This is a genomic window from Shinella fusca (genome assembly GCF_014203155.1).
GTDB classification, from domain to species: domain Bacteria; phylum Pseudomonadota; class Alphaproteobacteria; order Rhizobiales; family Rhizobiaceae; genus Shinella; species Shinella fusca.
On record NZ_JACHIK010000009.1, the window covers coordinates 66,218 to 92,588 of the forward strand.

The window sequence follows — 26,371 nt, forward strand, 5'->3', positions numbered from 1 at the left end:
CGAGACCTCAAGCGGCCAAGGAGACTGCCATGACCGATGCCCCGATGCTCGACGTCCTTGTCGCCGGCGGCGGCTATGTCGGCCTGTCGCTGGCGGTCGCCGTCAAGAAGGCCGCGCCGCACCTTGCCGTCGAGGTGGTGGACGGCGCGCCGGAACATGTCTGGCAGAAGGACGAGCGCGCCTCGGCCATCGTCGCGGCCGCGCGCAACCTCCTCGACGTCCTCGGCGTGTGGAACGAGATCGCCCCCGAGGCCGAGCCGATCCGCCGCATGGTCATCACCGATTCGCGCACGGCCGATCCCGTGCGCCCCGTCTTCCTCACCTTCGAGGGCACCGGCTCGACCGACGACGGCCAGCCCTTCGCCCATATGGTGCCGAACCGCGCGATGACCGGCAGCCTGCTGCGCCAGGCCGAAAGCCTCGGCGTCCCCGTACGCTGGTCGACCTTGGCGGAAGGCTTCTCGACGGGCCAGCACGAGACGACCGTCCGCCTCTCCGACGGCACGGAACGCGTCACACGCCTGCTCGTCGCCTGCGACGGCGTGCGCTCGAAGCTGCGCGACATGGCGGGCATCAAGACCGTGCGCTTCGACTACGGCCAGTCCGGCATCGTCACCACGGTCGAGCACGAGCGCCCGCATGACGGCACGGCGGAAGAGCATTTCCTGCCCGCCGGCCCCTTCGCCACGCTGCCGCTCACCGGCAACCGCTCCTCGCTCGTGTGGACCGAGCGCACGGAGGACGCCCGCCGCCTCGTCGAGAGCGACGACCTCGTCTTCGAGGAGGAGCTGGAGCGCCGCTTCGGCCACAAGCTGGGCGCGCTGAAGGTCGTCGGCGGCCGCCGCGCCTTCCCGCTCGGCCTGACGCTCGCCCGCGCCTTCGTCGCCCCGCGCTTCGCGCTGGCGGGCGATGCCGCCCACGGCATCCATCCGATTTCCGGCCAGGGCCTCAATCTCGGCTTCAAGGACGTGGCGGCGCTTGCCGAGACCATCGTCGAGGCCGACCGCCTCGGCCTCGATATCGGCGCCCTTTCCGCGCTGGAGCGCTACGAGACCTGGCGCCGCTTCGACACAGTGCGCATGGGCATCACCACCGACGTCCTGAACCGCCTCTTCTCCAACGACGCGACGCCCCTGCGCGTGCTGCGCGACGTCGGCCTCGGCATGGTCGACCGCCTGCCGGGCCTCAAATCCTTCTTCATCCGCCAGGCCGAAGGCACCGCCGGCAGCGGCCACCCCCGCCTGCTGGTGGGACAGCGCATCTGACTGAAAGCCACCCGCCACTCCGCCCCCCCCCGCCGTCATCCTCGGGCTTGACCCGAGGATCCACGCGACACCCGCGGCTGTGGATGCCCGGGCATGGACGAAGGAGAGCGTGGCACCATCGCGCACTGGCCCGCGAACCGCGAGCTCAGTCCTTGATTTCCCGCGCTTCCGAAATGAGCATGATGGGAATCCCGTCGCGGATCGGATAGGCGAGCCTGGCCTTTTCCGAGATCAGCTCGCGCGCCTCGGCATCGTAGGTCAGCCGGCCCTTGGTCAGCGGGCAGACGAGGAGTTCGAGCAGTTTCGGGTCGACGCGGCTGGCGCTGGTATCCATAAGCCCACCTATTGCAGCCGCGTGTCGACGTCGCCGTAGCCGCGCGCCAGCACGATCTCGGTGATGGCGATCAGGGTCTCGGCGCGGGTCTTGAGGTCCGGCGCTTCGAGGAGGGCCTGCTTTTCCGCCGGCCCGTAGGGCGACATCATCGCCATGGAATTGACGAGCGTGGCGTTGCTGGCCCGCTCCACGCTCTCCCAGTCCGCCTCCAGCTTGTTGGCGTCGAGATAGGCCTTGAAGGCGGCGAGCAGCGCCTCCCGGTCGACGCTCTTCTCCTCGTCGCCCGCCGAAAGGTCGGCGATGAAGGGCGCGATATGGAAGCTGCGATAGGACCTGTCGCCGCGCAACTCGTCCAGCAGCCGGTAGCGGCACACACCGGTCAGCGAGACGATGTAGCGCCCGTCGCCCGTCTCGGCGAAGGAGGTGATGCGGCCGATGCAGCCGACCTGGCAGAGCGCCGGCGCCTCGGTCTCGGCCTCCTGCATGCGCTCGCCGCCGAAGACCGGCTGCACCATGCCGATTAGCCGGTGCGTGGAAAGCGCGTCGTCGATCATGGAAAGATAGCGCGGCTCGAAGATGTTCAGCGGCAATTGCCCGCCGGGCAGAAGCAGCGCGCCCGTCAGCGGAAATACCGGAATGGCCTCGGGCAGGTCCTCCGGTTTCAGGTAACGCGCGTTTCCCACATGCATGGCATTGCCTTCCCGTTCCGCGGCGCGGCGTTTCCCCGCCCCTCGTCATCGCGCCCTTTCGGAATGTGGGGTGGACGCGGCATTTCTCAAGAGACGCCGCCCCTCACCTTCCGTAAAAACCTTACGAAAACAGGATCGACGACAGCTTGCGGCGGGCGGCGATCGTCGCCGGATCCTTCGGTCCCCAGACGTCGAAGAACTGCAGCAGCTCGCGGCGCGCGCCGTCGTCCTCGAAGGCGCGGTCGCGCTTCATGATGTGGAGCAGATGATCGGCCGCCGCCTGGCGGTCGCCTTCCACGTTGCGGATCTTCGCGAGCTTCAGCCGCGCGGCGTGGTCGTCCGGGTCCTGCGCCAGCGCCTGTTCGAGCGCGGCCGGATCGCCGAGCTTGCGCGCCTCGTCGATCTGGTCGAGCTTCTTGACGACCGCCGCGACGGCCGGGTCGGCCGCAACCGCTTCCGACACGTTCGTCAGCATCTGGCGGGCGTTCTCCGGCTGGCCGGCGGCGATCATGCATTCGGCAATGCCGGCAAGCGCGGCCGCGTTCTCCGGATCGGTCTGCAGCAGCGCGCCGTAGAGGTCGGCCGCCCCGCCGAGGTCGCCGGCGTCGAAAAGCGTCTTCGCCTCGGCCAGCAGCGCCTCGATCTCGGCCTTCTCGTCCGCGCCGGCGGGACCGGCGATCTTGTCGATGAACTGGCGGATCTGGCTTTCCGGCACGGCGCCCATGAAGCCGTCCACCGGCCGGCCGGCCACGAAGGCGACGACGGCGGGAATGGACTGGATGCCGAGCTGGCCGGGAATGGAGGGATGGTCGTCGATGTTGAGCTTGACGAGCTTCACCCGGCCCGCGCTCTCGCGCACGACCTTCTCGATGATCGGCTGGAGCTGCTTGCAGGGGCCGCACCAGGGCGCCCAGAAGTCGACGAGGACGGGCTGCTGGCGCGAAGCCTCCAGCACGTCGCGCGAGAAATTCACCGTCGTCGTGTCGGCGACCAGATCGTCTGCCGGTGCCGCGCCGCCATAGCTCGCCGAAACGTTCATCTGCCCGCCGTAGGACGATGCGTAGGGGTTGTCGCCTGCACTCATGGGTCTCTCCTGTGGCGCGGAAGCGCCTTCTCTGCTTGCGCGTCTGAGATCGTATGTCAGGCCGTGACTTTCAAGACAAGCGGCTCGTGCCCCGTCGCCGCGATGAAGCGCAGGAGATCCTTCGAGCCGATCGAGGTCGTCGCGTCGTTGCGCAGCGGATGGCAGTTGATCGTATCATATTCCATGAGATCGGCATCGATGATGATCTTCACCTTGCCGTCCGTGTCGTTGATGACCCCGAAGGCGGTGACCGCGCCGGGGATGACGCCGAGATATTCCATCAGCTTTTCCGGCCGGCCGAAGGAAACGCGGCTTGCCGCGCCGATGACGGTATGGATGGTCTTCAGGTCCACCGCCGCATGCTCCTCGACGGTCATCAGGAAATAGTTGTCCTTCTTGTCCTTCACGAAGAGGTTCTTCGTGTGGCCGCCGGGAATCTCGTCGCGCAGCGCCACCGATTCGGCGACGGTGAAGACCGGCGCATGCTCCTTCGTGGCATGGGCGATGCCCAGCCCGTCGAGAAACTGGAAAAGGTCCTTGTCGGTCTTCGGCTGCGTCTCGCTCATGTCATGGTTCCCGGCAGATTGCTCCTGCCCGCTGATAGGACGTCCCCCGCCCGCGCGCAACCGCCCGGAAATCCGGGACCTGCAATGCGGTCGCATTTTTTTTCTCCCAAATCCGGCATTTCCCTGTTGCATTTGAAAAATCCTTGGGCCATATAGCGCCCGTCGCCGCAACGCAGCGACCTTCGGCCAAGCGAACTACCCCGGGCCGATGACGATGAGCGGGTGTAGCTCAGGGGTAGAGCACAACCTTGCCAAGGTTGGGGTCGAGCGTTCGAATCGCTTCACCCGCTCCATTCTTTCCAAAGTTTTCGAAGCCTCGGTTCGCCGGGGCTTTTGTGTTTTTCGGCGCGGTTGAAATCGCAGAGCGCAGGAGCGGTGGAAGAGGGCGCGGTTACCGCAGGGTTACATATGCGCGCACTCACAACTGCGCCTGACTCGCTCAGTCGTCCCGGCTATATATCAGTGGGTAATGCCTCGAGATAAATATCCAATTCAATGAATCAGCGTTATGCTTACTTCAGGTAGGATTGCGCATATGATCACAAGCATCAATTTAACGAGGTTTAAGCGTTTCAATAACGCTACCATTAGCCTTTACCCAAAAGGGCTTTCATTCCTAGCGGGCGGAAACAACTCGGGAAAATCTACCCTGCTACAAGCTATAGCAGTATGGGAGTTCTGCCGCTTCGTTTTAGAGATGGAAAAAGGGCGCGCTAGCCTGCTGCCGAACTTCCCTGGACAGGGTTTAGGTCTCTCAGACGACGAATTCTCTCCAATTGCAGTCGCAAGTTTAAAGCATTTATGGACTAACCTGAAAACGCAAATAGCAGGCGAAGAAGGTTATTCCTTAGCGATAGAGTGCAAATGGAGCGATGATCAAAGCAATGAAAAATATTTAAAGATATCTCTTGCTCTAACTAACGATAGATTATTCATAAAAACAGCAAGAACCAACCTTACCGAAGATGACAAACTTCCTACGGTTGCGTATCTACCTCCCTTTGCTGGAATTGTGAGCCGTGAGAATCAAATGTCTGGCGCAGAACGCCGGAGCATGATCGGTCGTGGTTTGGCAGGAGGCGTTATAAGAAACCTCATCTTGGATATGTATAAGGCGAATCAGGCCGAGAGAGTAAGACTCAAGGAAGGAAAGACGAAAATCAAAAATTCCGATCTAGCAAAATTGCGAAGAGAGGATCCTTGGGAAATACTCCAATCTACAATGTCTAAGCTCTTCGGAGTTCAGTTGGATGTCGATCCATTCAATGAACTATACCATAGTTATATTAGAGTAAAATGCATAAAGGTGCATTGGGACGGAAGAAAATTTACAAGAATTCCTAACTATCAACCTCGTGATTTAATGGCTGAAGGTAGCGGATTTCTACAATGGCTTAGTGTTTACACGCTGGCATTGAGCCCGAACGTTAATACATTGCTTTTGGACGAGCCGGACGCTCACCTGCATCCTTCACTTCAGCAGCAACTTGTTGATGCCCTGGAGGAGATAGTCGAGGTGTCTGGAAAGCAGGTATTAATGGCTACACATAGCACAGAGATTTTGCGCTGGGCTGATCATAGCAAAATACTTGCATTTAAAGGAAATGGAGCGAAGTATCTTCGCCAAGATGATCAAAAAATTAGCCTTTTCATCGGCCTTGGAAGTGATTATGCGCCGAAACTAGATCCCCTCCGAAAATCGAAATGCATGCTCATTGTGGAAAACGACAGCGATGCTAGGATTCTAAAAGCTTTTGCAAGCACCCTAGAAATCGATTGGCCAAAGGGATTGGTAATTTGGCCATGGACTGGAGGCGCTATAGAGAGAAAGAAACTCTTTCTTCAGTTAAAAGATGAAGTTCCAGGGCTAAAAGCTCTCAGTCTTCGAGACCGTGACGATACGGAACTTGAACAAGTAGATAAGCAGAATCTTCGCGACAAGTCCGTTAACAATACAGAAGGAAATCTTTATCTTCGCGTTTGGCGACGTCGACACATTGAAAATTATCTTCTCTGGCCTCAAGCAGTCGCGAGAGCGGCAAATAAGCCAGTTGAAGAGGTTAATGAGCTTATGGCCGAGCATGCTCTTGTCGTTCCGCAAGACTTTCCCTCGCGTGACGTTGCGCAGGCAATGATTGACGCTCGTGGTAAGGAGCTAACGCAGAAAGGTGACCGCTCTATCAAAAGTGTTTTTGGTGTGACGCCAATTTCGATCGCCAAAAGTATGCAAGAAAACGAAATCGCTGATGACATTAAAACTTTTCTTCAACAACTTAGCGAAATGTGCATGCCCGTGGCTGATGAACAGCTCAATGAGGCTGCAGAATAGCTCTAGTGAGCAAATCACGGCCGATCAGGAAATTCCGCTGCGTCGATTAGATCGTGTGGATTCACACCGATTGCTCGGCAAACGACGACGAACTCGGCGATATCGAGACGTCTTTCGCCAAGCTCATATTTAGAAACGAATGTCTGGCGCTGTTTCAGGCGTACGCCTACTTCCGCTTGGGTAAGCCCGGCGTCCTTTCGAGCGGCAATCAGCAACTCGATCATATTGCGATAAAGGTCGGAACGAATCGAAGACAAGGGGCGCGCCAGTTCAAAGACCAGCACTTCAATAAGACCCGATTTTGGAGTACCCCAAATTAGGGTATTCTAGGATACTGCACGCGCAACACGATTCGGAGGGGCGCGTGAAGGACCAGTACGTCGGTGACATCAACGATTATCGGAAGTACGCGCTGCTGCGAGCGCTGTCGTCGGGCGGCGCGAACCGCATCGGCGTATGCTGGATGCTGACGCCGTCAGACGGTCGAACGGACGGCGGTAAGCTGGCCTATCTCCAGCAGCCCGAGCGTTATCGCCACGTCGATCCGGAACTCTTTGACATATTGGCCCACACGGCCGCCGAACCAGATCGCCGCCGTTTGGCGACCATAGAGGACAGCGGCGCTATTCCCGGCGCAACCTATCATAACGAACTGCTGCCCGATGAACTGGCTGGCCGGCATTCCTTCATGGGGCGCTGTGCCTACGATTTCCGTGACGTCGATCTGATCTTCTTCGACCCGGACAATGGCCTGGAGGTGTCGTCACTATCAAAGGGGCGTCGGAACTCCTCCAAATACCTCTACCTTGACGAGGTGGCGGCGTTCTACGCCTCCGGCAAATCGCTGCTCATCTACCAGCACTTTCCGAGGGTCGAACGGGCCATGTTCCTGGCCCGCTGCGCCGACCGGCTGCGTGTCGCTGCGCCCGGCGCAGCGCTATGGGCATTCACCACCGCTCACGTGGTCTTCCTGCTGCTGCTACACCCCTCCAGCCCTGTCCACCTGCATTCCGCCACAGACGCCGCCTGCTCGTGCTGGGCACCAGAGTTCATATCCGGCCAGTTCTTAGGGATCGAACCCACGACCCCATAATTGACGGCGGCTTTCCCGCATGTTTCCGTTTTCGCTTTTTTCTCAGTTGGTTGGAGATTCCATGACCAAGAAACTGCTCATCCTCGCGGCATTGCCGCTTTCTCTGGTGCTGGCAGCCTGCGCGCCTGTCGAGACAAAGACGACGCTGACGACGCCCAATGCCGGCAAGGTGCGCACGGCAGGCCCCGGCGATACGGTCATGTCGTTCCAATCGAAGCGTGCAATGCCCAACGCCTTCGGTCGCGCCGATCTGTTCGGCCGCACGACGAACGCAGGCAGGACCACGGTTCGCTACATTGGCAGCAGGGGTTCCAAGGCCATCTTTGAGCGGTCGGACATCATTGTCGATAGCAACGCCACGACGATGAGCGAGACGCCACTGATCATTCCGCACACCGCGAATACCAATATCGAAGGCTCAATCGGGAACGTTCCGGTGTCCGGCACGGCAACCTCGACCTCCTATCAGGTCATCGGGCCGCGCGGCTCGTCGCAGTATGCGTCAGCGCAACGGCCTATCCAGATCACCGTTGGCAGCGGCCAAAGCGTGACGGTGGAAGGCAAGACGTTGCGGGTTCTGCGCGTCGCACCGTCCTCGGTGAGCTACGTCATCGAATAGGGCTACGTGTATTCACGTTGGCGGAAGATACTCGCGGCGACGAGTGGGTCCTCCAACTACAATCCCCGTATTTTGCAAAAAGGGGGGAGGTTGAACATTTTTCCCCGGAGACCGAGATACTAAATGAGGCGGGCGTCGGCATAACCGACGCCCTTGCTGTATCAGAACGATGGATCGCCGCCGCCCCTATTCCGGGTCGAGTGCGATAAAGTCCTCGACCTCGCATTCCCCGAACTCCTCCAAGGCGGCATCGATGTCGTCGGCTTCCATTCCCATCAGCACCGCCGCCCGTTCAATCGGAATCCAGTCCTCGGCCCCGGTGCGCTTGTCCCTCACCAGAATGTGCATGGTGTTCTCCTTTGCCCAACAGGACAGGAAATCACGACGAGAATCGGCGCACAATTCTTGGCGAAAAGGGAAGAAGGTGGCTGTTATCAGGGGCATACACCTGCCCCTGCCACGGGGAGGCACCACGGACGCGCGCTGTGGCGCGGCCGGGCCTGCGGGCCGGCCCTGTGGCCAGCACGCACGGACGTACGGTCGGCGCGGCGCGGCGTGCCTATGCCGTGCCCTGCTATGGACTACCGGGCGTAGGCTCGATCCAGCGCCTCGATGGCGGCGCTTCCGTCGCGCACGGCCTGCGTATAGTGGCCAAGCGTCACGGTCGGATTCGCGTGGCCAGCGATCTGTGCGACCAGCCCCACCTCGATCCCCTGCGCCTGCAAGGTCGAGATAAAGGAATGCCGGGCGCTATGCGGCGTAACATACGGAATGCCGAGCCCCTTAAAGGCCGGAGCCCAATAGCGCTTGCGGAAGTTTTGATAGAGGAGCGGCCCACCGCCACCGAGACGGGGTAGCGGCCATTCCTGAAGCCGGCCGGGACCGGGGAAAACGCGATGAAGCTCCTTGCCCTTCCTCGGGCAACGGATGCGCCATGCCAGCAGCATCTCGCGCAGCGTCGCACCCATGGGAATGTCGCGCGTGCCTGCTTCCGTCTTCGTCATCTCCGTCAGCGTGCCGTCACGCTCCTGAATGCGGCAAACGCGGATGACATTCTTGTCGAAATCGACCTCGTTCCAGAGCAGGCCGAGCTGTTCGGACGGACGGGTTCCGGCGAGGAAGGGGAAGGCATAGTAGATGCCATGCTCGGGATCGTCCTTAGCGGCGGTGATCAGCTTGGCAATATGCTCCGGCGTCAGGATCGCCTTCTTCTGCTTGTTGCGGATGCGGGGAAGCCCCGTCGGCATCGAGGGCGCGCGGATGCCGAAGTCCTCCTCTGCCAAGGCGAGAATGGATTTGAGATGCGACTTCGCACGGTTGGCGGTATAGTTGCCACATTGTTCGATGACCGTCTTGTGCCAGACGCGGATCATCGCCGTGGTCAGGTCGGTCAGCTTCACGTCGCCGAGCATCTTGAGGAAGCGAGCGCCCTTCGGAGCAACGCCGGTTTCCGTGTAGTCAGCTCGTTCCTGCTTGGTGCCGATCAGCAACGGGCCACGGATCGCACCATTGACCACGACCTTGTAGCCTTTGAGGGTCGAAGCCTTAACGCCACCCTCCTTGGTGCCGAGCCAATGGTCGAGGGCCTTGCTGACGGTAGGCGCAGTGCGTTCATCGACATAGTTGCCCTCAGCCACCTTGAGCAGCAAAGCGTTACGGAAGGCTTCGGCATCCTTTTTGCGATTGAAGGCGCGGCGGCGTCGCTTACCCGTGGGGGGATCGCGATACTCGCAATAGTACTGCGGATAGGAGGCAATCGTGCCGCTGCTCAGCTTGCGGCGGCGCGTTGTGCTGGTGATGGAGACGTTGAAATCAGTCATCGGGTTTCCTGTGTCAGATGAAAAAATGGCGAGGAAAACACGGCGGCTGTAACCGGCACAATGAATCGTCAATTGTGCCTCGAAGCCCGCTCTGCGGCCCGGATTTGTAACCAGCCGCGTAACCTTGCCATGTGTTGGGAGGCAGAGGCCCCGACGGAACGGGGCCTCGAAATGGTGCGGATTCCGCGACCGCCGAGGTTGAAATCGCAGGCAAGAGGCGTTCGGCGGGACCCGGCGATACGAGGAAGCTGCCGAACCGAGAATGCGCCGAAGCGCCGCAACAACATTCCGGCATTCCCGCTGACTGAACCGACGTCCCTGCCAGCCCATGGTAGGGCTGCGGCGAGGCAGGGAAGGCGCAGGGCAGCCGTCCGGGTGGCGCGGTGGCAGCAGTGGCATGCCGCCCGTGCGGTGGCCGTGCAGCAGCGCGGCTGGCCGCAGCTATGGCAGACCACCCGCTGTACACCGGGAGTCCCTACGGTACCTGCCACCGCCGCCACCGCCACCACCCTAAAAGCTTACGTGGGAGCCGATGGGGGACTTGTCGTCAACGTGCCCATCGGGTTTCGGCTTCCGGAAACCGCGCAATGTCTTGTCGGCCACCTTGAATTTGGCGGGCTCCCAGCCGAGCTCGCGCATCAACGCCGTGACCCGCTTCGTCATGCCGTTGTGCTGACGCTCGACAGGAATTCCCAGCACCTCAACCAGCAGATCGGCGGTAAGCGCGCGCACCTCTTCGCCGAACGCCTTGCCTCGAACCATGGCCAACTTCTCTTGCCACGGGTCGTCTTCGAGGCGTTCCTCCTGTTCGGCAGCGGCAACCGCCCACAGTTCTTGCGGAAGCACGATGGTCTCGTCCTGAGCTTCCAGCATCGCCGCCTCGGCCCAGAGCTGATCACGGTCGCGCGCAAGGGCCTCAAGGTCGATGACACCGGTCTTCACGGGCAGGAAGCGGCGATTGCCGGTACGGTCCTTCAGATACTTGTGCTCGTTCGTGGTGCCGATGAATATGGTCTGGCGACCTCGGGCCTCCGAGAAGCGCGCATAGGACATTCGGGCGCGGTCCACGTCACGCGACGCGAACGCTTTCATGCGTTCCACTTCGCTTTTGTTGAGCCCCGACATCTCGCTCAGTTCATATATCCAGACGCCCTCCATCGCCTCCATCTGGGCTTTGGTATCGAGCGTTAGCAGCTCGTTGTCGGAATGGTTGCCCGGCCCGGCAAGGATACGCAGTGCCGTGGACTTGCCCGTGCCCTGTTTACCCTCAAGGATCGGAATGGTGTCGAACTTGACGCCGGGCTCACGGACGCGCCTTACCGCAGCAACGAGCGTGATACGACCAATCGCCCGGTTCAGCGGCGTGTCATCGGCCCCCATGTATTCTACGAGCCAATCGCCTACGCGGGGAACCCCATCCCATACCAGCGCATCGAGCATCTGCCGGATCGGGTGGAAGGTATGCTCCAGGCAAAGCTGCGTTACCGCATCGCGGACATTTTCGGCTTTCGGGTCGAACCCAAAAGAATCGATGATGAACTTGCGCAGCATGGCACAGGCATCGTCGCTGATCTCGCCCACATGGTCGTCCAGCATTGAGCCGTTGACGACCTTACGGTGGCGGAACAGGTCATGGGAGAAGTTGAACTCCAGCCGTTGCAATGCCAGCACGGTGTTACGCATCGTCGACCGAGGAGCCCCATACTTGTCGCAGTCCGGCCAACCGTTCGACACCGCAGCGAGAGCGGAGCGAGCCTGCCTCAGGGCATACTGAATGGGCCGCTTCTTCTCTAGGATGGAGCGCGCAATGCCGAAAGCCGGGTTGATGAGCACGCCAGCGATCATCGCTTCGGAGCAATCTGAACGGCCGAGGTCGCAGGCGACGCGGAATACCACCTCGCTGCGCGAGCGGAAACGAGCGTCCGGCCTGTCACGGGGCCGCTCCGGGTCGTCTCCAAGCTGGATCAACGCTCGCGTGAACGCCGGTACGGAGAACGGTAGCGCGTCCAGATCGACCGGCACGATGGGCGGGTCTTGCGAGACCACACCCTTCGGACCTGCCGGCTCCGGACCCTCGCCTTGCGGGAAGTCGTCCAGCGAATAGGTCAGCGACCAATCCGCCTTCACAATGCGGGCGAGCGCGGGTTTACGGCCGTTTGCCAGTTTCTTAGCGTTCGGAATGTTCACCGTTCCCGGCAGACGCATGATGCGGTCGATGTTGTGACATTTGTCACCACCGAGTGCCGTCGCCATCGCCATATTGATTGCTTCGATACGGACGAGATCGTCAGTCGGTTCTTTCAGCTTCCAGTAGACGTGATACCCCCCACCAGAAAACGCGATGACGGTCGGGGGCGGCGTGTAGCCGAGAACGCGTTCCTCGGCATTGGCATCATCAATATCGACATGCACGAACAAGGCGGAGGACACCTCGTCCTTCGTCGCCTTCTTGTTTGCGACACCGGGGCGCAGGCCGTTTACATGGAAGTATAGATTGGCCTCACCCTGCCGGGCCTCAATCCAAGCACGCATCTCATCGTCTTCGTGCGCAAGAAAAGTACTGGCTTCAAGCCTTCCCTTCAGCGGCATGGCAACCAGATGGCGGGGCTGACCGGGGTACATGCGGTCGATAAACTCGACCGCTTCATCGGAATCGCCTTCGGGGAAGGTCAGGTTGAGCGGTCTCATTCGACACCTCCCTGACGGCAGGAGTCGATGTAGGCGACCACCTCTGACAGCTTGACCAGAGGGCGCGAGTTATAGGGATAGTACAGCGGGATACGGCCAGCCCGTGCAAGGCGCTGAATTTGCCAATACTTAGCGCCGACTACTTCGGCGGCTTTCGCAAGGCTGATCAGCGTTTCCGGCGCGGGCGGATTACCAAGATGGATGTTGTCCATAGTACTCTCCAGACTGGGGGCGGAGAGCACAGAGCTATAAAAGCGCTACACAGTGCATCTCCACCCCGTTTAACTTCGGGGTTAAAGGTGCCTGGTAACGCTCTGCAGAACTTTTCAACCTTGCGATACGGCCTTGAACCAGCTTACGCGTTGGCTGCTACGTCTGAAGCATCACATCATGGGGCAGTTTCTGGCTGCGCGCGAGCATTTCCCATCAGTGCGGCTTTCATTATAGCGATGCTTTGCGCGGCGTCCATATCGTATTTAGGTCGGAGCCGTTCATGGAATGTGGCGCTAAGCTGCCACCACTATGCGCCGCGCACGTAGCTGCGTCACTGGCGACCGCTGCCATACAGGGGAACGGTACCGCACGCGGGGCACCGCGTACCGACGCACCCGAGAGTTTTGAAGCAAGAGCTTCAATATGCGCCGTTAGATGTGATCGCGCGCCCGCGTAGCTGCGCTACCACAGAAGACTGAATATAGGAGGGGGTGAGATCGAGTTGACGGCCCGCTCCTACCGTCATTTCACTCGATAACCAATTGATATGGTTATGGAGAAGGCGCTTGTGTGTGGGCTGCCAACAGCCATTGAGGTCAGAGCGGAGCGCCGCAATCAGTATACCTCGCGGCTACGCTTCGCGTCCAGTTCTTTAGTAAGATCAAACTTGTCCCCCCATGCAGTGAACCAGTGGTCGTTGACGGACTGCACCTCGGCCAGCTGTGCTGCGTCTAGTCCGAAAATTGCTCCTGCTGACAGCTGGGCTGCTGGGTCAACATAAGGACAAACGATGAAGTCCAAGAACAGCATTAACGCCTCAGCGTCATTCGGACAGTGGATTTTTACAAACTCAAGCTTCGCCAGCACTTGGCTCTCAATGAAAGTCCGCAGTTTATCGTAGCGTACTTTACGCTTGATATACGAGAGGAGCACTGTGATGGAGAAATGGTTTAGGAACTCTTCTCGGCGATAAGCTCCCGCTTGCGCATCCCAAGCTATCAGAAAGTGCTTGGCGATGGTCTCCTCCGGCAACCGATATTCGCGCCCTATCCGCGACAAAACGATGAGCAAGTAAAGGCTTTCTACCTCGCGGTGTGCGCTCATCTTGTTCTTCGCGAGCATCTCAAGGACATTGTCATGCACGAACTTGAAGAGCAGGTGCTTCAATTCATGTGAGAACCCCTTCTCCACGAGAAAGTCTACTGAAGTGGCGATCATACGGCACATCCGAATAGTGTGATTAACTTTCGGGCTCGCCGAGTAGGCGAAGAAAGTAAACTCCAGCAAAGACATTACTGCTTTTACCATTCGGCGGCGATCAGCGTCAACTGCATCGCTAGACAGATAAGACTTAATTATTAAATCAATCTTATTCTCGGAGATCGCAAAAGTGTAGTTAAGAAGGTCCCCATATTCTACATTTGATTCTTTGATGATCGTTTTGTAACGTACGATGAGTCGGTTCGAGTTTAGATCGCACCGAAATTGCTTTACGATATCAGAGCCAGCACCGTTGCCGGCTTTCTCCTCTATGCCGGGCTCGATCTGAGAATTCATCAACGTAGAAATACGTTCCTTGGCGATCGTAATCTCAGTGATAATTGGCTTCGGATATGATTTGACCTTTGCAGAGTTGATCGAGAGCTTTTTCGATTTCAGGATATCCTGGAGTTCCTCAATGATTCGCAATTCGGTGGATTGTTCGTTGTAAAATACAAAGTAATCGTCGACGTAACGGAATATCTCGTAGTCCACTTTGTGCTTCAGCTTGGCACGCTGGGCCAAGGCACGCTCCAGTTCCATGTCGGCGGACTGGAGAATGATCTCTGCAAATATGCGCGAAAACTCAGGCCCGATTACGATTCCGTTGGTCTCGTTCTGGTTGAGCTGTTGCATGACAGCATCGAAACGACCACCAAAGGTCGTTTTCGATGCTTCTAGGTTAAACTTAGTCTGGCTTTTTCCCATAACCGCCCAAGGCAGCGAATGCGTATAGATGCTGTCGAAGCACTTGCTGACGTCAATCTGGACCATCGCGTCATATTTCTTCTCGCAGCGATGATACTTATAGGATTCAAAGAAGCGGTGGATGTTCCGATATTTTCGATACACGAAATACGAGCCGATCTGCTCATATTCGCGATCCTCCTCCTCCACGCCCATGGGCACAGTCTCAAGATTTTGGGCGTGGAGCTTGTCTTTGAAAAATGCGAAGCGGGAAACCGATACAGGGTGGCGGATGGAGAAGGTACTCCGCGACGCGTAGTAGGTAATCATCGAGCTATGCTTCGCGTAGAAGTCGGCCACTCGAAACTGATTGCGAGGATGAACTACGCTTAGCGTCCGTCCCTCAAGTCGATGAGCCACGCGGAAATTAAATGGCATTGTCTCCATGCGACATGCCTTTAACGGCACCGAGCACCGAGTCACGGTCGCACCCCACTCTTTCCGTGTATCTGCTGTAATCGGTATCGCCTTCTTCACTCCGAATATGAGCCGGATCGTCCTCTCAAGTCCAGGTTCACCATTCTTCCAGCGGAGTTGGCCGGCTTCGATTTCGATGCGGTTATCACGTAGGAACGCAAAGAAACCCCGATTCGTGAACGTCGGCGGCACCTCGAAGGGCAGCATGTCCGTTAGGATTGAACGTTGCCTGCGATGCGTGAGAGCGACCCTCCGCTTAGACATTGTTCCACGCTTTCACTATAGTCTGCAGTTCGCGCGAGCTGAAGTTGTGAAAACGCCGCTCCTCAAAGCCGGATTTGAACCGGTATTTGTTAAGTGAAAACCGGAGTTTCGGCCGCTTTATTTGCTGAATTTTCTTCTTTAATAGCGTATCGAGCGGCTCATACTTCTTTAAATTTGTAATCAATGGATTGTTGTAATAGATTCCGGTTGTCGCGCTCGACTTGCTATTCTTAAGTCGCGCATTGCCCGTAAGGAATTTTACTCGGGCCAGAATTTCGCGAAATGCCTGCCGCTGTCGCGTCGGAACGGCTCGCCAATATTCAAGAAAGGTAGATTCGAGGCGCTGCCTGAGCTTATCGATCTTAGCGTCGGTCGGTTCGATTTCGAGAGTTCTAAGTGTGGCAGTGAAACTATATCCTAGATAGTCGAATTTCTTAGGACCGCCCTTGTCGCCCAAGTCGAATTCAGCGGTCTTTCCGGCATTGTGGACCAAGCCGTTGTTGCTCAATATCGCAAGAATTCGGCCCTTGTAGCTTCCTAATGCCTCCCCGGATGGAGGACGTGCGAAAACAGCGAAAATGTCGTCTACGTAGCGGCAATATAGCACTGCTCCTGCCAGCTCGCTGATCGCGTGATCAACGGGTCGAAGGAACAACTCTGCCAGATAAGCGCTAATTCCGACACCGCGTGGAATACCCTTCTTGTTGCCGCTTAGCGTTTCGTAAGAGGTGAAAATCTGACGAATGAAGCGCTTAGAAGAGGAACTAAGTAGCTGATCGCTGTCCAGCTTGCGATAAAGTGCGTCGCGATCGATGCTTTCGTAGAAGTCGGAGACGTCCGTCCGAACGAACTCGAACGGAAATCCTGTCCCGATAGTGTCCCGAACGCGGCAGGCCAGATCCTGACGGTTGGACTGCTTCACCTTGTAGATTCGGTAAATGTTCCACTGAAGCTGTTTCACGACGAAGAAAGTCGCGGGTGACCCATCGATACAGTAGACCGGCTTTCCCTTCGGGCCGGTCTTTTGAGAGAGTTCCAATTTGAAATCAGACTTGGCCACGTCTGCGCTAAGCTTTTCCATCTCGACGTCGATTGCTTCGGACTTCTCGGCCTTTAATTCGGTAAGCTCAGCCTTTAGCTTAGCCTCTCCAGACTCGAATGCCGTCACTGAGAGGGAAGCGTTATCTTTTCGCCACTTGCGGAGTTCGGCGACTTTGTCGCGGATCGCATGCGTCATAGGGTCTAGATGTGGGAAATATAATCCAGCCACATCAAGCCCCTTGCGGTTTTCTGAATCGAAAATCCGCCGAAAGTTTTCAGCGGTAAACATTTGGTCGAGCAACTTTCCCCCACCCACAACTGCTCGGCACTCTGCTGTATTTTAGAATCGGTTGTGCCTAGTTTACTCTGACACGCCAACGGGGTGGATGCCAAGCATTTCCTACAATCATTCGCTGTGTCTCTTGTGCTGGATCAACTGCGTTTACTGTTGTCCCGGTCACTGCGAGGTCACCATCTCACTACACCGCACTATTGCTCTCTAATTCACAGGGGTGCTGCCCAGTTCGATGTGCGCCGACATCGCAAAGCCCGCCGATACGGGCACTCTTGCGCACACCAATGAACTGTGCAATATAGACACGCAACGCGCGAACAATGAAATTTATTGCTTGCCAAGGTTGGGGTCGAGCGTTCGAATCGCTTCACCCGCTCCAATTCTCTCAGAAAATACAGTTATTTAGAGCGAGCAATCGTAGGGAGACGTTGCCGTCCCGGTTTCGTGTCGCCACCATATCGCCACCGGACCATTTTTCGCGTCCCCTTCGACAGCCAATTGAGCGTTGCATCGCCTGACACCATGATTGGCCACCCGGCTGGTTCCTTGCATGCGAGCGGCGGCACTCTCCGACAGGAGGTGCCTTATGAAACAAAGCAAGAAAGAACGGAACGCCGCTCAACGACAACGCCAGCAAGCCTTGCGGGATCAGGCAAGGCGGGAAAGCAAGCCATCACGCGACGATATTGCCCGCGCCCTTCTGCATTGGTCCATCATCGGATCAGCCGCGAAAGGACAGATGGAAACCCTGCTCCGGGTAGAGGATGAGATTGTCGCCCGGCTCGTTGGACAAGGGTTCGATGAAGGCAAAGCCTACGAGGTCTTTGACGATTTGATCGAGCGCTACACCAAACGGCGTTGGGAATTTCGGCGCAAGGTACACCTCACTCCCCCCGTTACTTCGTAAAACGGCGTTTGACGAGGAATCGCATGAGCGCGTGATCCGCCGTCGCTCAATGCATTCCTATTTACGCCTATCATCCTGGGAGGGCTTTAGGTCCTTGTCATCAATTATGTAAGGACCTCTGCGCAATGCGTCACGCTGCAGAACATGGGTTGCAGCGTCTCTCATTATTTCGAGAAGTTGACTTTGGCGCGACATACTGGAAACGTTTGATTGTTCTAACGCAGCGACTACAGCCATGGATAGCTCCCGTCCAGGGTTGAGTTCGAATCGAACCATACACCGCAAAAAACAGAATTCATACGACAATCGCGCAACTGGATTAAGGTTCCATTAAGGCATCCACAGATGGAAACAAGCAATGAAACCGTTGACAATCCCGAACTCGTAATCGGGCTTGTCGGTCCTATTGGCGTGGACATGGATGCCGTCATAGGCAACCTTGAACGCGCATTGGTAGCGGTCCATTATCACACTGAAACAATCCATTTGACGAAGGTCATGGAGGACGTACTGCCGCGGTACACACCTGACAAGACGTCGTATCAAAACAGATATTTGTCATTGATTAAGCATGCAGACGACCTTCGAAAGCAGGTCGATAATCAAGCCGCCCTGGCATGCATTGCGATCAGCGAAATTATTCGAATACGGCAAAACAAGAATCAAACCACCGAACCTGCTCTTGAAGCGAAAAAGGCAAGAAGCAGCCCGGCACTCGGCACAGCTTACATCGTTCGCCAATTCAAACGCGAGGAAGAAATCACTCTTCTCCGGCAGGTGTACGGCCGGAAATTCATTCAGGTCTCGGTCTATCTGGACAAGGAAGAAAGAAAGAAGCAACTCGTCAAAAAAATAAAGGAATTCGGAACAGGGATTATCGATGACGATAAAGCTGAAAAGGATGCCATAGATCTCATTGCTATTGATAATAACGAGGTTGGCAATGATTTTGGCCAACGTGTTTCAGACGTCTTCCATCTAGGAGACGTATTCGTTCGCGGTGAGGCGACGAAAGATGCTGCTGCTATCGTGGACCGATTTATTCAAGCATTTTTCGGGCACAACGGCCTTTCTCCGACGAGAGCAGAATATGGCATGTATGCTGCTGCCGGCGCGGCGCTTCGTTCCCTTGATCTCTCACGCCAGGTAGGGGCAGCGGTATTTTCTCAACAAGGCGAAGTTATCACTTTGGGCTGCAATGAAGTCCCAAAGGCATTTGGCGGCACATATTGGGCGGACGATGCCACGCAACACCGTGACTTCGAGGAGGGTTCTGACGGCAACCATCAAAGGAAACTGCGGGTCGTTCATGACCTCTTGGAAAGAATGGGAAATCTGGGCTTCCTCTCTGAAAAACTGACGGCCGAAGGCGACACCACCCAGCAAGTAAGAAAGCTCCTATCGGAATCCAGTACCGCCGATTCTCGGATCATGGACATTATAGAATTCGGGCGGATCATTCATGCAGAGATGTCAGCCATCACGGATGCTGCTCGGCTAGGAAAGCCGCTAGCGGGCAGCGTTCTATTCTGCACCACCTTTCCCTGCCACATGTGCGCGAAGCACATTGTCTCATCAGGCATTCGCCGCGTGACCTTCTTGGAACCTTATCCCAAAAGCCATGCCAAGGACTTGCACGGAGATTCCATCACATTCTCCGCTGCAGAGGCGGAAAATAAAGTGCTATTCGAACCATTTATTGGCATTTCGCCTCGTCGATATCGCGACATTTTCGAGAAGAAAAAGCGAAAAGACAAAGATGGCAAAGCAATGATTTGGTCAAAGGGGAAGCCCGTCCCGAGGATTGAGGACATGAGCAGTGCCTACATCGAAAATGAAGAGCCGGCCGTGTCCCTCATCTGGTCAAGGCTTGAGGAACTTACCGGCAACGGTGGTGGCGCTGCCGGCGAGATACAGCCCAAAGAGTAAAGGCCCCGAGAGGGAGCCTTTGAAGGTTGGCTCTGCGCCATAGCTCATTCGGATAAGATCATCTCCGGTGCATTCCCCGAAAATCATAAATTACGGGCGGGTTCGGCATGCCGGCAAACTCACCCGCATGCTGCGATGCGGCTGGAGAAGCGCGGATCATGGGGTGAGCCTGCGCCATCCCATCACCCGACCAATGGCAAGTTAGCAGCTCCTCGGCATAGCCCGAAAAGTCTGCTTCATCGCCGTTCGCCTCGGTATCGCCTCCGTCTTCAAGGTCGGAATCTCCATCAAGCATATCGAGGAGCGCAATCATCTCCTCGATGTGGCGCTCAAGTTCGGCGCGAGGGAACCGTTGGATGGTGCGACTGCTCATGGCCGCGCTACCTCGCCGCTCAACATCGACCTGAGAAACGGCAGGAGGCAATATTCCTCTGCCCCGTTGACCGTACGATAGCAGTTCATCAGCGTGTCCGTGAGACTTTCGTCTGACAGCACAAACGCTGCCTTGATACGAATTTCGTCCATCGAAGCACACGGATAATTCAGGATAGCATCACCAGCATCCTCGTAGGCGCTCCATTCTACGCTGTCGCCGGCTTTGTCTTCGTCTTCACACCACTGCGTCTCCCATATCCACTTCGCTTCCGCGTATGTTGCGATGAGTTGAACAAGCATGGATGGCCTTGCCTGCACCGGGCAGTTCTCTTGGGCAATCAACCTTACACGCCGCTCGAACTCCTTCGAGAAATCGCTGTCCGTATCGTCCGTATCGACAAGGAACTGGATCGCCACGTCCCGCGGCATCTGCGGCGCGGCGGCGATGATGCGCGCCTGCAAGCTGGCATACTGCTGATAGACCGCGTCTGCTTCTTCCTCCGCCATGCCGATGACGTTATGGTTGCGAACGGCAAGCCATTCCTCGTACATTTCGGGGATCGTCGGTGATGCGGTCGCAACCGTCTGGCCAGTCGAAGCGCGGCCGCCCGGCACACGTTTACCCCCTTCAAGATAGCCGAGAGCGGCGCGCACCATGCATTCGGCGGCATCCGTTCCATACACACCATCATCCTCTCCCAAGGCGGCACGAAGAGCCTCTATAGCGCTCTCGCGGGTGCGGGCGGGCTCGGTCCAGTTATCGAGCTTCTCCTGCCACGGCTCGTAGGTCATGGCCCCATATTCGGACCAGCGTACATCGTCGTCGTCTTCTGCCGCGAGACGGTTGAACTCGATGAGGCCCGCCCGATAGGCTTTAATCGCTTCAAGCAGCGGGTCGGGAACAGGATCAACGAGTCCGGCCGGTCCGGGGATCAGCGTCTTGAGGAAATCACGAAAGTGGAACGGTTCGTCACCGAAGCCAATTTCGGCGGTCTCCTCCAGCCAGCCATTTTCCAGTATCGCCATCACCTTGCGGCGAACGTCCTCCTCCGTCCGGCACTGGTATCGGATCAGTTTTTTGCACGACGCCCACGACTGTTCATATTCTGGGCCATCCGCGACAAGATCACCGTCTTCGTCGGCCATCGCGCTCCACGCATCCTTATTGGCATAGAAATCGCGAATAAGCGTATCAATTTCCGTCGCAGGAGCCCCAGCGTCATCAACTTGACGGCATCTAGCCGCGTTCGCCACAGTGCCAGAATTCACGGTGGCTATGTCCTTCGCGATCCTGGCGACCGACATGGCATATTCATTCACGGCGGCCATGAAGCCGATCACAAGCCCCTTTGCAGGGCGCTTGGCAATCATATCCAGCACAATGCAGCCGAGGAGAGTCCGACTTCCGTTGGTCGGGTGCTCGCCCAGATACTTTAGGTATTCCTCGGCAAGGGCGCGGCCCATCTCGCAATCTGCCGCATAGTCCGACGTTCGGTAGCCGCCATCAGATGCGACAGTCCAATAATCAATTCCTCCTCCTTCTTTGCGGGTCTTCAGACGCATGAAGGAAAGATCGAGCGCCGGATGCGGTGATTCCAACATATAGTTCTCATCCTCTTTTCCAGATGTAGCTTCTACCGCGTCGGGCTTAACCGCCTCGGCCTGAACCTTCGCCAATACGGCGAGGCTTGTGGCAACCTGCACATCGTTCGGCTCGACGGTGATGCTGGGATTCTTGGCGTTCATTTTGTCCTCCTGAAACTGGGCCGATCTATTCGGGCGGATCGGCGAGCCCGACAACTTTGAGTTTGAAACGTCGTAACAGCGCCGTTGATTTCCACAGGTGGCTGTGCCGCGACGGCAAAGCCGAGTAGACGTTCGGCTTATGCAGCCTCCCCCATGTCAGCTTGCGCTAGAGCTTCAATTTCGGTGATGATGGCGAAGGAGTTGCCAGCGAAATGGTGAGCGCGGGCCTTGATGAGAAGGCCGGCGAAGCAGGTGGGGCGGATCGGCGCGATTTCCTGCGCCAAATCCTCCAGCTTCTCATAAAGCTCATTGACGTGATGGACGGTGCAGCCGGTCACGGCGACCCGGCATGCGGCACGGGAGGCATGCTCGCTGAAGCGCAACGATACATGCGCGATCATCACAAGGATGCGAAGCTCTACGTCTACGGCCAGGACTACAACAAGCGCGCTTTTGCGACGGCCGCGTCCGACATGCTGATGAAGCAGGTCGACCACAACGGTGGAGGCGAAAACGTCCAGTTCGGCGACAGCTTCACCGATGATAAGTTTGAGGGCCAGACCTTCGACTATTTCATCGCTAATCCGCCCTTTGGCGTGGACTGGAAGAGGCAGCAGAAGGAAATCGTCCGGCGGCATGAGAAGGCCCCGCAGGGAAGCCCATGGAGCGCAGGCCTGCCGCGTGTGAACGACGGCTCGTTGCTCTTCCTTCAGCACATGATCTCGAAGTTTGAGGACGTCGACCCCAAAGCGCAGAAGTATGGCTCGCGGGCGGCCATCGTGTTTTCGGGCTCCCCCCTGTTCACCGGCGGGGCGGGCGGCGGCGAAAGCAACATCCGCAAGTGGATCATCGAGCGCGACATGCTCGAGGCTATCGTCGCCCTGCCGGAGCAGATGTTCTACAACACCGGGATCGGCACCTACATCTGGGTCGTCACCAACAACAAGCCCTCACATCGCAAGGGCGCCATCCAGCTTGTCGACGCGCGCGACATCTACATGCCGATGGGCCGCAGTCAGGGTGACAAGCGCCGCAAGATCGGCGCGGGCAACGCGCCCGAGGGCGACGACCGGCCGGACGAGCCCGATCAGATCGGCGAGATCGTGCGCCTGTATGGGGCGTTCGCTCCGAACGCGAAGACCAAGATCTTCGACAATGCCGACTTCGGTTACACCCGCGTCACCATTGAACGTCCCCTTCGGCTACGCTACCGGATGACGGTCGAGGATAAGGCCCGCTTCCTCGACGCGGCGCCACATCTGCTCGATGACATGCAGGCGATCGACAAGGCTCTCGGACGTGAAATGGAACTGGACTGGAACAAGGTCTGGGGCAACATCGAGAAGCTTTTGAAGAAGCGAGAGTCCCGCTGGCGCGCGCCCGAGGTCAAGCTGTTCCGCAACGTGTTCACCGTGAAGGACGCCGAGGCCGAGCGGGTGAAGTTTGGAAAGGGCTTCGAGGCGGACCCCGATCTGCGCGATTTCGAGAATATCCCGTTAAAAGAGGACGTCGACGCCTATTTCGCGCGTGAGGTTCTGCCGCACGTGCCCGATGCCTGGATGGACCGGAGCAAGGATAAGGTCGGCTACCCGTCTTCGCGCAGGAAGTGAAGCGCTACTCCAAGGGCGTCTGGTCCTCCCGCCTACGGCTTTATCCCGAAGGCTTCTTCGAAACCTGGTGGCCCGTCCCGCCGCTTGATGAACAGCAAGATATTGTCGAGCGTATCAGTGCCGAAACAACCAAGATCGACCGCCTGCGGGCTGCAACCGAGAACTCCATCGCCCTGCTGAAAGAGCGCCGCGCAGCCCTGATCGCAGCGGCCGTGACCGGCCAGATTGAAATTTCGGAGGCCACATGAAGATTAGACGGCTCAGCGTTTCCGGCCTTCGCGGCTTGAGTATTATCGCCTGCAGAAGATCAGCGAAGGCTCGATCAGCCTGAGCAATGGCCAGGCCAACCGGCTCGATGGTCCCTCAGAGCTCGGAACCGGTGTGCTGCACGAGGAAGCGGTTCCACTTTCGCGTCTCATCGATGTCGTCAACGACCGGTTCGGGACCGACTTCAATCAGGCAGATCAGCTGTTCTTCGATCAGATCGTGGAAGCGGCCATCTCAGACACAGCATTGAAACAGGCCGCAGCCGTCAATCCTGGAGAGAAGTTCGAACTCGTCTTCAGGAACCTGCTTGAGGCGCTGTTTGTCGAACGTATGGACCAGAACGAAGAAATTTTCGCGCGATTCATGAACGATAAGTCCTTCCAAAAGGTGGTGGTAGGTTGGCTTTCATCCGAAGCCTATCGAAGGCTACGACTTTCTGACTTCAGTCGTATCGAGGATAGCAATTGCGCCGTATTTCATGGGATTGTCACGCCGTGCAAATTTCGCTGGAATCGTTGAACCCGACGAAACGCGCACTCTTGTGCATTCCAATGAACTGCGCGACACGGACACGCATCGCGCGAACGATGCAATTTTATGCTCGCCAAGGTTGGGGTCGAGCGTTCGAATCGCTTCACCCGCTCCATTCTCTCCAAAGTTTTTGAAGCCTCGGTTCTGCCCGAGGCTTTTGTGTTTTCCGGCTTCGGAATGAGCGGATGCCGTTTCCGCCTTGCCTCAAGCGAAAACGGGCGGCGACCGTTTCTTGGGTCGCCGCCCGTTTCTGGTTCGAGCCGGAGGCGGCTTATGCGGCGCGGCGGTGTCCCTGGGCCGCGGCGCGGGGTTCGGCGATGTGGAACTGCGACAGGGCGGTCTGGAGCTGGGCGGCTTCGCCGGCGAGCATCTGGCTGGCGGCCGTGGTTTCCTCCACCATCGCGGCGTTCTGCTGGGTCATCTGGTCCATCTGGTTGACGGCCGTGTTGATCTCGCCGAGGGCGGCGGACTGTTCCTGCGCGGCACGGGTGATCGAGACGACGTGGTCGTTGACGCGGTTGACGAGGTCCTTGATCTCGGAGAGCACGTCGCCCGTCGACAGCACCAGCGAGACGCCGCCCTTCACCTCGCCGGCAGAGGCGTTGATCAGGGTCTTGATCTCCTTGGCGGCATTGGCCGAGCGCTGGGCAAGCTCGCGCACTTCCTGCGCGACGACCGCAAAGCCGCGCCCCGCCTCGCCCGCACGCGCCGCCTCGACGCCGGCATTGAGGGCCAGCAGGTTCGTCTGGAAGGCGATCTCGTCGATCACGGAGATGATCTGGCTGATCTTCTGCGAGGACTGCTCGATGCGGCCCATGGCGTCGATGGCGCTCTGGACGATCTCGCCGGACTTGTCGGCGCTGTCCTTGGCCTCGCGCACGATCTCCGACGCCTCGATGGCGCGGGTCGTGGAGGTCTTCACCGTGGTGGTGATCTCTTCCAGCGCGGCGGCGGTCTCCTCGAGCGAGGCGGCCTGCTGCTCCGTGCGGTGGGCGAGCTGGTCGGCAGCCGCCGAAAGCTCGCGGGAATTGCCGGTGATCGTGCCGGCGGTGGTGAGGATGCCGGCCATGGTGCTGCGCAGCGTCAGCATGGCGCCGTTGACGTTGGCCTGGAGCTCGGCGAAATCGCCCTGGAAATGGCCGGCCATTTCCTGCGTGAGGTCGGCATGGGAGAGCGAGGCGATGACGCGGCGCACTTCGCTGACGCCCCGGTCGACGTTCTCGACGAGCTCGTTGACGCTGGTTGCGAAGCGGCTGAGATCCTCGTCCTCGTACACCTTGGTGATGCGGCGGGAGAAGTCGCCGGCGGCAGCGGCGGCGACGATGGTGCTGATGTTCGACTGCAGGTCCTTGCTCTGCGCCTGGAGGGCGGCTTCCTGCGCCTCCATCTCGCGCATCTGCATCTCGTTGGCGCGGAAGACGTCGAGCGTGCGGGCCATGGCGCCGATCTCGTCCTTGCGCTCGGTACCGGGGATCTCGTCGTCGAGCTTGCCGGCGGCAAGGTTCGACATCACGCCGGTAAGGCGCTGGATCGGCCGCACGATGCCGTTGCGGGCCAGCAGCATGCTCGCCAGCATGCCGGCGACGATGCAGACGAAGGCGGTGACGAGCAGGAGGGCCTGCGTGGTCGTCGAGCGCGAGATCGCGGCGGCGCGCGCGGTCGAGAGCGTCTCGGCGGAATAGGTCGTGTATTCCTTGAGCGCGACGGTGACGGCCTTCTGGCCTTCCAGCGCCTTGTCGAGCGCGGCGAGGACGGCGGCCCGATCTCGGCCCTTGTCGGAGCCGGCAATGGCCACCATGGCGCGGATGTCGTCGAAATAGGGCATCAGCGTGCCGCGGATGCCCTCGAGCAGCTTCTCCTCGTTGGCGTCGGCGGTCGAGGCGATCTTCGGCAGGCGGTCCAGCATTTCCTTGGCGCGCTTTTCCGTCTCGGCGGCGAAATCGGCCGCCTTTTCCGGCGCCATGGCGAGCTGGTAGGTCATGCGGCTGATGGCGATGACGTCGATGCGCAGGTCCATGGCCTCGCGGGCGACCTCCTCGCGCGCGCCGGTATCCTCCAGCGCCGAACCGAGCGAGGTAAGGCCCCGGCTGCCGACGGCGGCGATGGTGCCGGCGGCAATGCCCATCAGCAGAACGAGAAGCCCGACTTTCCGGGAAATGGAGAGATCCGAGAGTTTCATGGGAGACAGATCCTGTCAGGGCGACCGGCGCTGTCCTGGCGCGTTCAATCCCGCACAACCCGGCATCATTCCAGGTCCTTGCCTCGGGTTTTCCGTCAGAAAG

At 58.3% G+C, this 26,371-nt stretch carries 23 protein-coding genes and 1 tRNA gene; 10 read left to right on the forward strand and 14 right to left on the reverse strand.

All coding sequences use genetic code 11. The features are described 5' to 3' along the window. The first annotated feature begins 44 nt into the window (after positions 1-44). Positions 45-1,265 carry a ubiquinone biosynthesis hydroxylase gene (locus HNQ66_RS14195; protein ID WP_246434314.1) on the forward strand — a complete coding sequence of 407 codons (1,221 nt, stop codon included), beginning with the start codon at positions 45-47 and terminating at the stop codon, positions 1,263-1,265. A gap of 145 nt (positions 1,266-1,410) precedes the next feature. On the opposite strand, the gene HNQ66_RS14200 is transcribed toward HNQ66_RS14195, so the two are convergent. The 4 genes from HNQ66_RS14200 to HNQ66_RS14215 form a co-directional block, all read right to left on the reverse strand. After that, the gene (locus tag HNQ66_RS14200; protein ID WP_184144824.1) at positions 1,411-1,599 is read right to left on the reverse strand and encodes a Trm112 family protein; all 189 of its coding nucleotides are present in this window, start codon (positions 1,597-1,599) and stop codon (positions 1,411-1,413) included. An 8-nt stretch (positions 1,600-1,607) separates the two neighbouring features. Continuing rightward, positions 1,608-2,288: an LON peptidase substrate-binding domain-containing protein gene (locus HNQ66_RS14205; RefSeq protein ID WP_184144825.1), complete on the reverse strand. Its 681-nt coding sequence runs from the start codon at positions 2,286-2,288 to the stop codon at positions 1,608-1,610. A gap of 121 nt (positions 2,289-2,409) precedes the next feature. After that, on the reverse strand, positions 2,410-3,372 hold the full coding sequence (trxA, locus tag HNQ66_RS14210; protein ID WP_184144826.1) for a thioredoxin: 963 nt from the start codon (positions 3,370-3,372) through the stop codon (positions 2,410-2,412). Between the two features lie 56 nt (positions 3,373-3,428). Next, positions 3,429-3,938 carry a prolyl-tRNA synthetase associated domain-containing protein gene (locus tag HNQ66_RS14215; RefSeq protein WP_184144827.1) on the reverse strand — a complete coding sequence of 170 codons (510 nt, stop codon included), beginning with the start codon at positions 3,936-3,938 and terminating at the stop codon, positions 3,429-3,431. A 218-nt stretch (positions 3,939-4,156) separates the two neighbouring features. Between HNQ66_RS14215 and HNQ66_RS14220 the strand changes: the two genes are divergently transcribed. Both HNQ66_RS14220 and HNQ66_RS14225 read left to right on the forward strand, forming a co-directional pair. Continuing rightward, a tRNA-Gly gene (locus HNQ66_RS14220) sits at positions 4,157-4,231 on the forward strand. 242 nt (positions 4,232-4,473) lie between these two features. Continuing rightward, complete coding sequence (locus HNQ66_RS14225) at positions 4,474-6,267, forward strand: ATP-dependent nuclease (protein ID WP_184144828.1); 1,794 nt, start codon at positions 4,474-4,476, stop codon at positions 6,265-6,267. A gap of 14 nt (positions 6,268-6,281) precedes the next feature. Here HNQ66_RS14225 and HNQ66_RS14230 read toward each other — a convergent pair whose 3' ends face one another. Continuing rightward, positions 6,282-6,551, reverse strand: a complete 270-nt coding sequence (locus HNQ66_RS14230) for a helix-turn-helix domain-containing protein (RefSeq protein ID WP_343059508.1) — start codon at positions 6,549-6,551, stop codon at positions 6,282-6,284. 80 nt (positions 6,552-6,631) lie between these two features. Here HNQ66_RS14230 and HNQ66_RS14235 point away from each other — a divergent pair, with 80 nt between their 5' ends. Together HNQ66_RS14235 and HNQ66_RS14240 are read left to right on the forward strand one after the other, a co-directional pair. Beyond that, positions 6,632-7,360, forward strand: coding sequence for a hypothetical protein (locus HNQ66_RS14235; RefSeq protein ID WP_184144829.1), 729 nt, complete (start codon positions 6,632-6,634; stop codon positions 7,358-7,360). 61 nt (positions 7,361-7,421) lie between these two features. Further along, complete coding sequence (locus HNQ66_RS14240; RefSeq protein ID WP_184144830.1) at positions 7,422-7,979, forward strand: hypothetical protein; 558 nt, start codon at positions 7,422-7,424, stop codon at positions 7,977-7,979. Positions 7,980-8,165: 186 nt separating this feature from the next. On the opposite strand, the gene HNQ66_RS14245 is transcribed toward HNQ66_RS14240, so the two are convergent. The 6 genes from HNQ66_RS14245 to drt3a all read right to left on the reverse strand — a co-directional run bounded on the left by HNQ66_RS14245 (position 8,166) and on the right by drt3a (position 16,718). After that, positions 8,166-8,327, reverse strand: coding sequence for a hypothetical protein (locus HNQ66_RS14245; protein ID WP_184144831.1), 162 nt, complete (start codon positions 8,325-8,327; stop codon positions 8,166-8,168). A gap of 233 nt (positions 8,328-8,560) precedes the next feature. Beyond that, positions 8,561-9,799: a tyrosine-type recombinase/integrase gene (locus tag HNQ66_RS14250; protein ID WP_184144832.1), complete on the reverse strand. Its 1,239-nt coding sequence runs from the start codon at positions 9,797-9,799 to the stop codon at positions 8,561-8,563. A 510-nt stretch (positions 9,800-10,309) separates the two neighbouring features. Next, positions 10,310-12,487, reverse strand: coding sequence for a VapE domain-containing protein (locus HNQ66_RS14255; RefSeq protein ID WP_184144833.1), 2,178 nt, complete (start codon positions 12,485-12,487; stop codon positions 10,310-10,312). Beyond that, positions 12,484-12,699: a hypothetical protein gene (locus tag HNQ66_RS14260; protein ID WP_184144834.1), complete on the reverse strand. Its 216-nt coding sequence runs from the start codon at positions 12,697-12,699 to the stop codon at positions 12,484-12,486. The genes HNQ66_RS14255 and HNQ66_RS14260 overlap by 4 nt, the downstream gene beginning before the upstream one ends. A 616-nt stretch (positions 12,700-13,315) precedes the next feature. Continuing rightward, positions 13,316-15,388 carry an antiviral reverse transcriptase Drt3b gene (gene drt3b / locus HNQ66_RS14265; RefSeq protein ID WP_343059510.1) on the reverse strand — a complete coding sequence of 691 codons (2,073 nt, stop codon included), beginning with the start codon at positions 15,386-15,388 and terminating at the stop codon, positions 13,316-13,318. Then, positions 15,381-16,718 (reverse strand): antiviral reverse transcriptase Drt3a, encoded by a 1,338-nt coding sequence (gene drt3a / locus HNQ66_RS14270; protein WP_210308766.1) that lies wholly within the window; start codon positions 16,716-16,718, stop codon positions 15,381-15,383. The genes drt3b and drt3a overlap by 8 nt, the downstream gene beginning before the upstream one ends. A gap of 592 nt (positions 16,719-17,310) precedes the next feature. On the opposite strand from drt3a, the gene HNQ66_RS14275 reads away from it, so the two are divergent. After that, complete coding sequence (locus HNQ66_RS14275; protein WP_184144837.1) at positions 17,311-17,631, forward strand: hypothetical protein; 321 nt, start codon at positions 17,311-17,313, stop codon at positions 17,629-17,631. Between the two features lie 345 nt (positions 17,632-17,976). Next, entirely contained in the window at positions 17,977-19,560 is a 1,584-nt protein-coding gene (locus HNQ66_RS14280; protein ID WP_184144838.1) for an anti-phage dCTP deaminase, read from the forward strand. Between the two features lie 58 nt (positions 19,561-19,618). Here the strand turns inward: HNQ66_RS14280 and HNQ66_RS14285 are convergent, their stop codons facing one another. After that, entirely contained in the window at positions 19,619-19,933 is a 315-nt protein-coding gene (locus HNQ66_RS14285; protein WP_184144935.1) for a hypothetical protein, read from the reverse strand. Further along, complete coding sequence (locus HNQ66_RS14290) at positions 19,930-21,681, reverse strand: hypothetical protein (protein ID WP_184144839.1); 1,752 nt, start codon at positions 21,679-21,681, stop codon at positions 19,930-19,932. Before HNQ66_RS14290 ends, HNQ66_RS14285 begins: the two co-directional genes overlap by 4 nt. A gap of 212 nt (positions 21,682-21,893) precedes the next feature. Here HNQ66_RS14290 and HNQ66_RS14295 point away from each other — a divergent pair, with 212 nt between their 5' ends. The 3 genes from HNQ66_RS14295 (at position 21,894) to HNQ66_RS14305 (ending at position 24,077) form a co-directional block, all read left to right on the forward strand. Beyond that, positions 21,894-23,291, forward strand: a complete 1,398-nt coding sequence (locus HNQ66_RS14295; RefSeq protein WP_246434308.1) for an HsdM family class I SAM-dependent methyltransferase — start codon at positions 21,894-21,896, stop codon at positions 23,289-23,291. Next, a complete protein-coding gene (locus tag HNQ66_RS14300; RefSeq protein ID WP_210308767.1) occupies positions 23,288-23,539 on the forward strand; it encodes a restriction endonuclease subunit S domain-containing protein in 252 nt (83 codons plus the stop codon). Before HNQ66_RS14295 ends, HNQ66_RS14300 begins: the two co-directional genes overlap by 4 nt. 133 nt (positions 23,540-23,672) lie before the next feature. After that, positions 23,673-24,077 carry a hypothetical protein gene (locus tag HNQ66_RS14305; protein ID WP_210308768.1) on the forward strand — a complete coding sequence of 135 codons (405 nt, stop codon included), beginning with the start codon at positions 23,673-23,675 and terminating at the stop codon, positions 24,075-24,077. A gap of 283 nt (positions 24,078-24,360) precedes the next feature. Here HNQ66_RS14305 and HNQ66_RS14310 read toward each other — a convergent pair whose 3' ends face one another. Beyond that, positions 24,361-26,268 (reverse strand): methyl-accepting chemotaxis protein, encoded by a 1,908-nt coding sequence (locus HNQ66_RS14310; protein ID WP_184144840.1) that lies wholly within the window; start codon positions 26,266-26,268, stop codon positions 24,361-24,363. Positions 26,269-26,371: the final 103 nt, after the last annotated feature.

Coding starts and splice junctions, on each gene's coding strand:
- HNQ66_RS14195 (WP_246434314.1), top strand. CDS start 45: ATGCTCGACGTCCTTGTCGCCGGCGGCGGCTATGTCGGCCTGTCGCTG.
- HNQ66_RS14200 (WP_184144824.1), bottom strand. CDS start 1,599: ATGGATACCAGCGCCAGCCGCGTCGACCCGAAACTGCTCGAACTCCTC.
- HNQ66_RS14205 (WP_184144825.1), bottom strand. CDS start 2,288: ATGCATGTGGGAAACGCGCGTTACCTGAAACCGGAGGACCTGCCCGAG.
- trxA (WP_184144826.1), bottom strand. CDS start 3,372: ATGAGTGCAGGCGACAACCCCTACGCATCGTCCTACGGCGGGCAGATG.
- HNQ66_RS14215 (WP_184144827.1), bottom strand. CDS start 3,938: ATGAGCGAGACGCAGCCGAAGACCGACAAGGACCTTTTCCAGTTTCTC.
- HNQ66_RS14225 (WP_184144828.1), top strand. CDS start 4,474: ATGATCACAAGCATCAATTTAACGAGGTTTAAGCGTTTCAATAACGCT.
- HNQ66_RS14240 (WP_184144830.1), top strand. CDS start 7,422: ATGACCAAGAAACTGCTCATCCTCGCGGCATTGCCGCTTTCTCTGGTG.
- HNQ66_RS14245 (WP_184144831.1), bottom strand. CDS start 8,327: ATGCACATTCTGGTGAGGGACAAGCGCACCGGGGCCGAGGACTGGATT.
- HNQ66_RS14250 (WP_184144832.1), bottom strand. CDS start 9,799: ATGACTGATTTCAACGTCTCCATCACCAGCACAACGCGCCGCCGCAAG.
- HNQ66_RS14255 (WP_184144833.1), bottom strand. CDS start 12,487: ATGAGACCGCTCAACCTGACCTTCCCCGAAGGCGATTCCGATGAAGCG.
- HNQ66_RS14260 (WP_184144834.1), bottom strand. CDS start 12,699: ATGGACAACATCCATCTTGGTAATCCGCCCGCGCCGGAAACGCTGATC.
- drt3b (WP_343059510.1), bottom strand. CDS start 15,388: ATGTCTAAGCGGAGGGTCGCTCTCACGCATCGCAGGCAACGTTCAATC.
- drt3a (WP_210308766.1), bottom strand. CDS start 16,718: ATGTTTACCGCTGAAAACTTTCGGCGGATTTTCGATTCAGAAAACCGC.
- HNQ66_RS14275 (WP_184144837.1), top strand. CDS start 17,311: ATGAAACAAAGCAAGAAAGAACGGAACGCCGCTCAACGACAACGCCAG.
- HNQ66_RS14280 (WP_184144838.1), top strand. CDS start 17,977: ATGGAAACAAGCAATGAAACCGTTGACAATCCCGAACTCGTAATCGGG.
- HNQ66_RS14285 (WP_184144935.1), bottom strand. CDS start 19,933: ATGAGCAGTCGCACCATCCAACGGTTCCCTCGCGCCGAACTTGAGCGC.
- HNQ66_RS14290 (WP_184144839.1), bottom strand. CDS start 21,681: ATGAACGCCAAGAATCCCAGCATCACCGTCGAGCCGAACGATGTGCAG.
- HNQ66_RS14295 (WP_246434308.1), top strand. CDS start 21,894: ATGGTGAGCGCGGGCCTTGATGAGAAGGCCGGCGAAGCAGGTGGGGCG.
- HNQ66_RS14310 (WP_184144840.1), bottom strand. CDS start 26,268: ATGAAACTCTCGGATCTCTCCATTTCCCGGAAAGTCGGGCTTCTCGTT.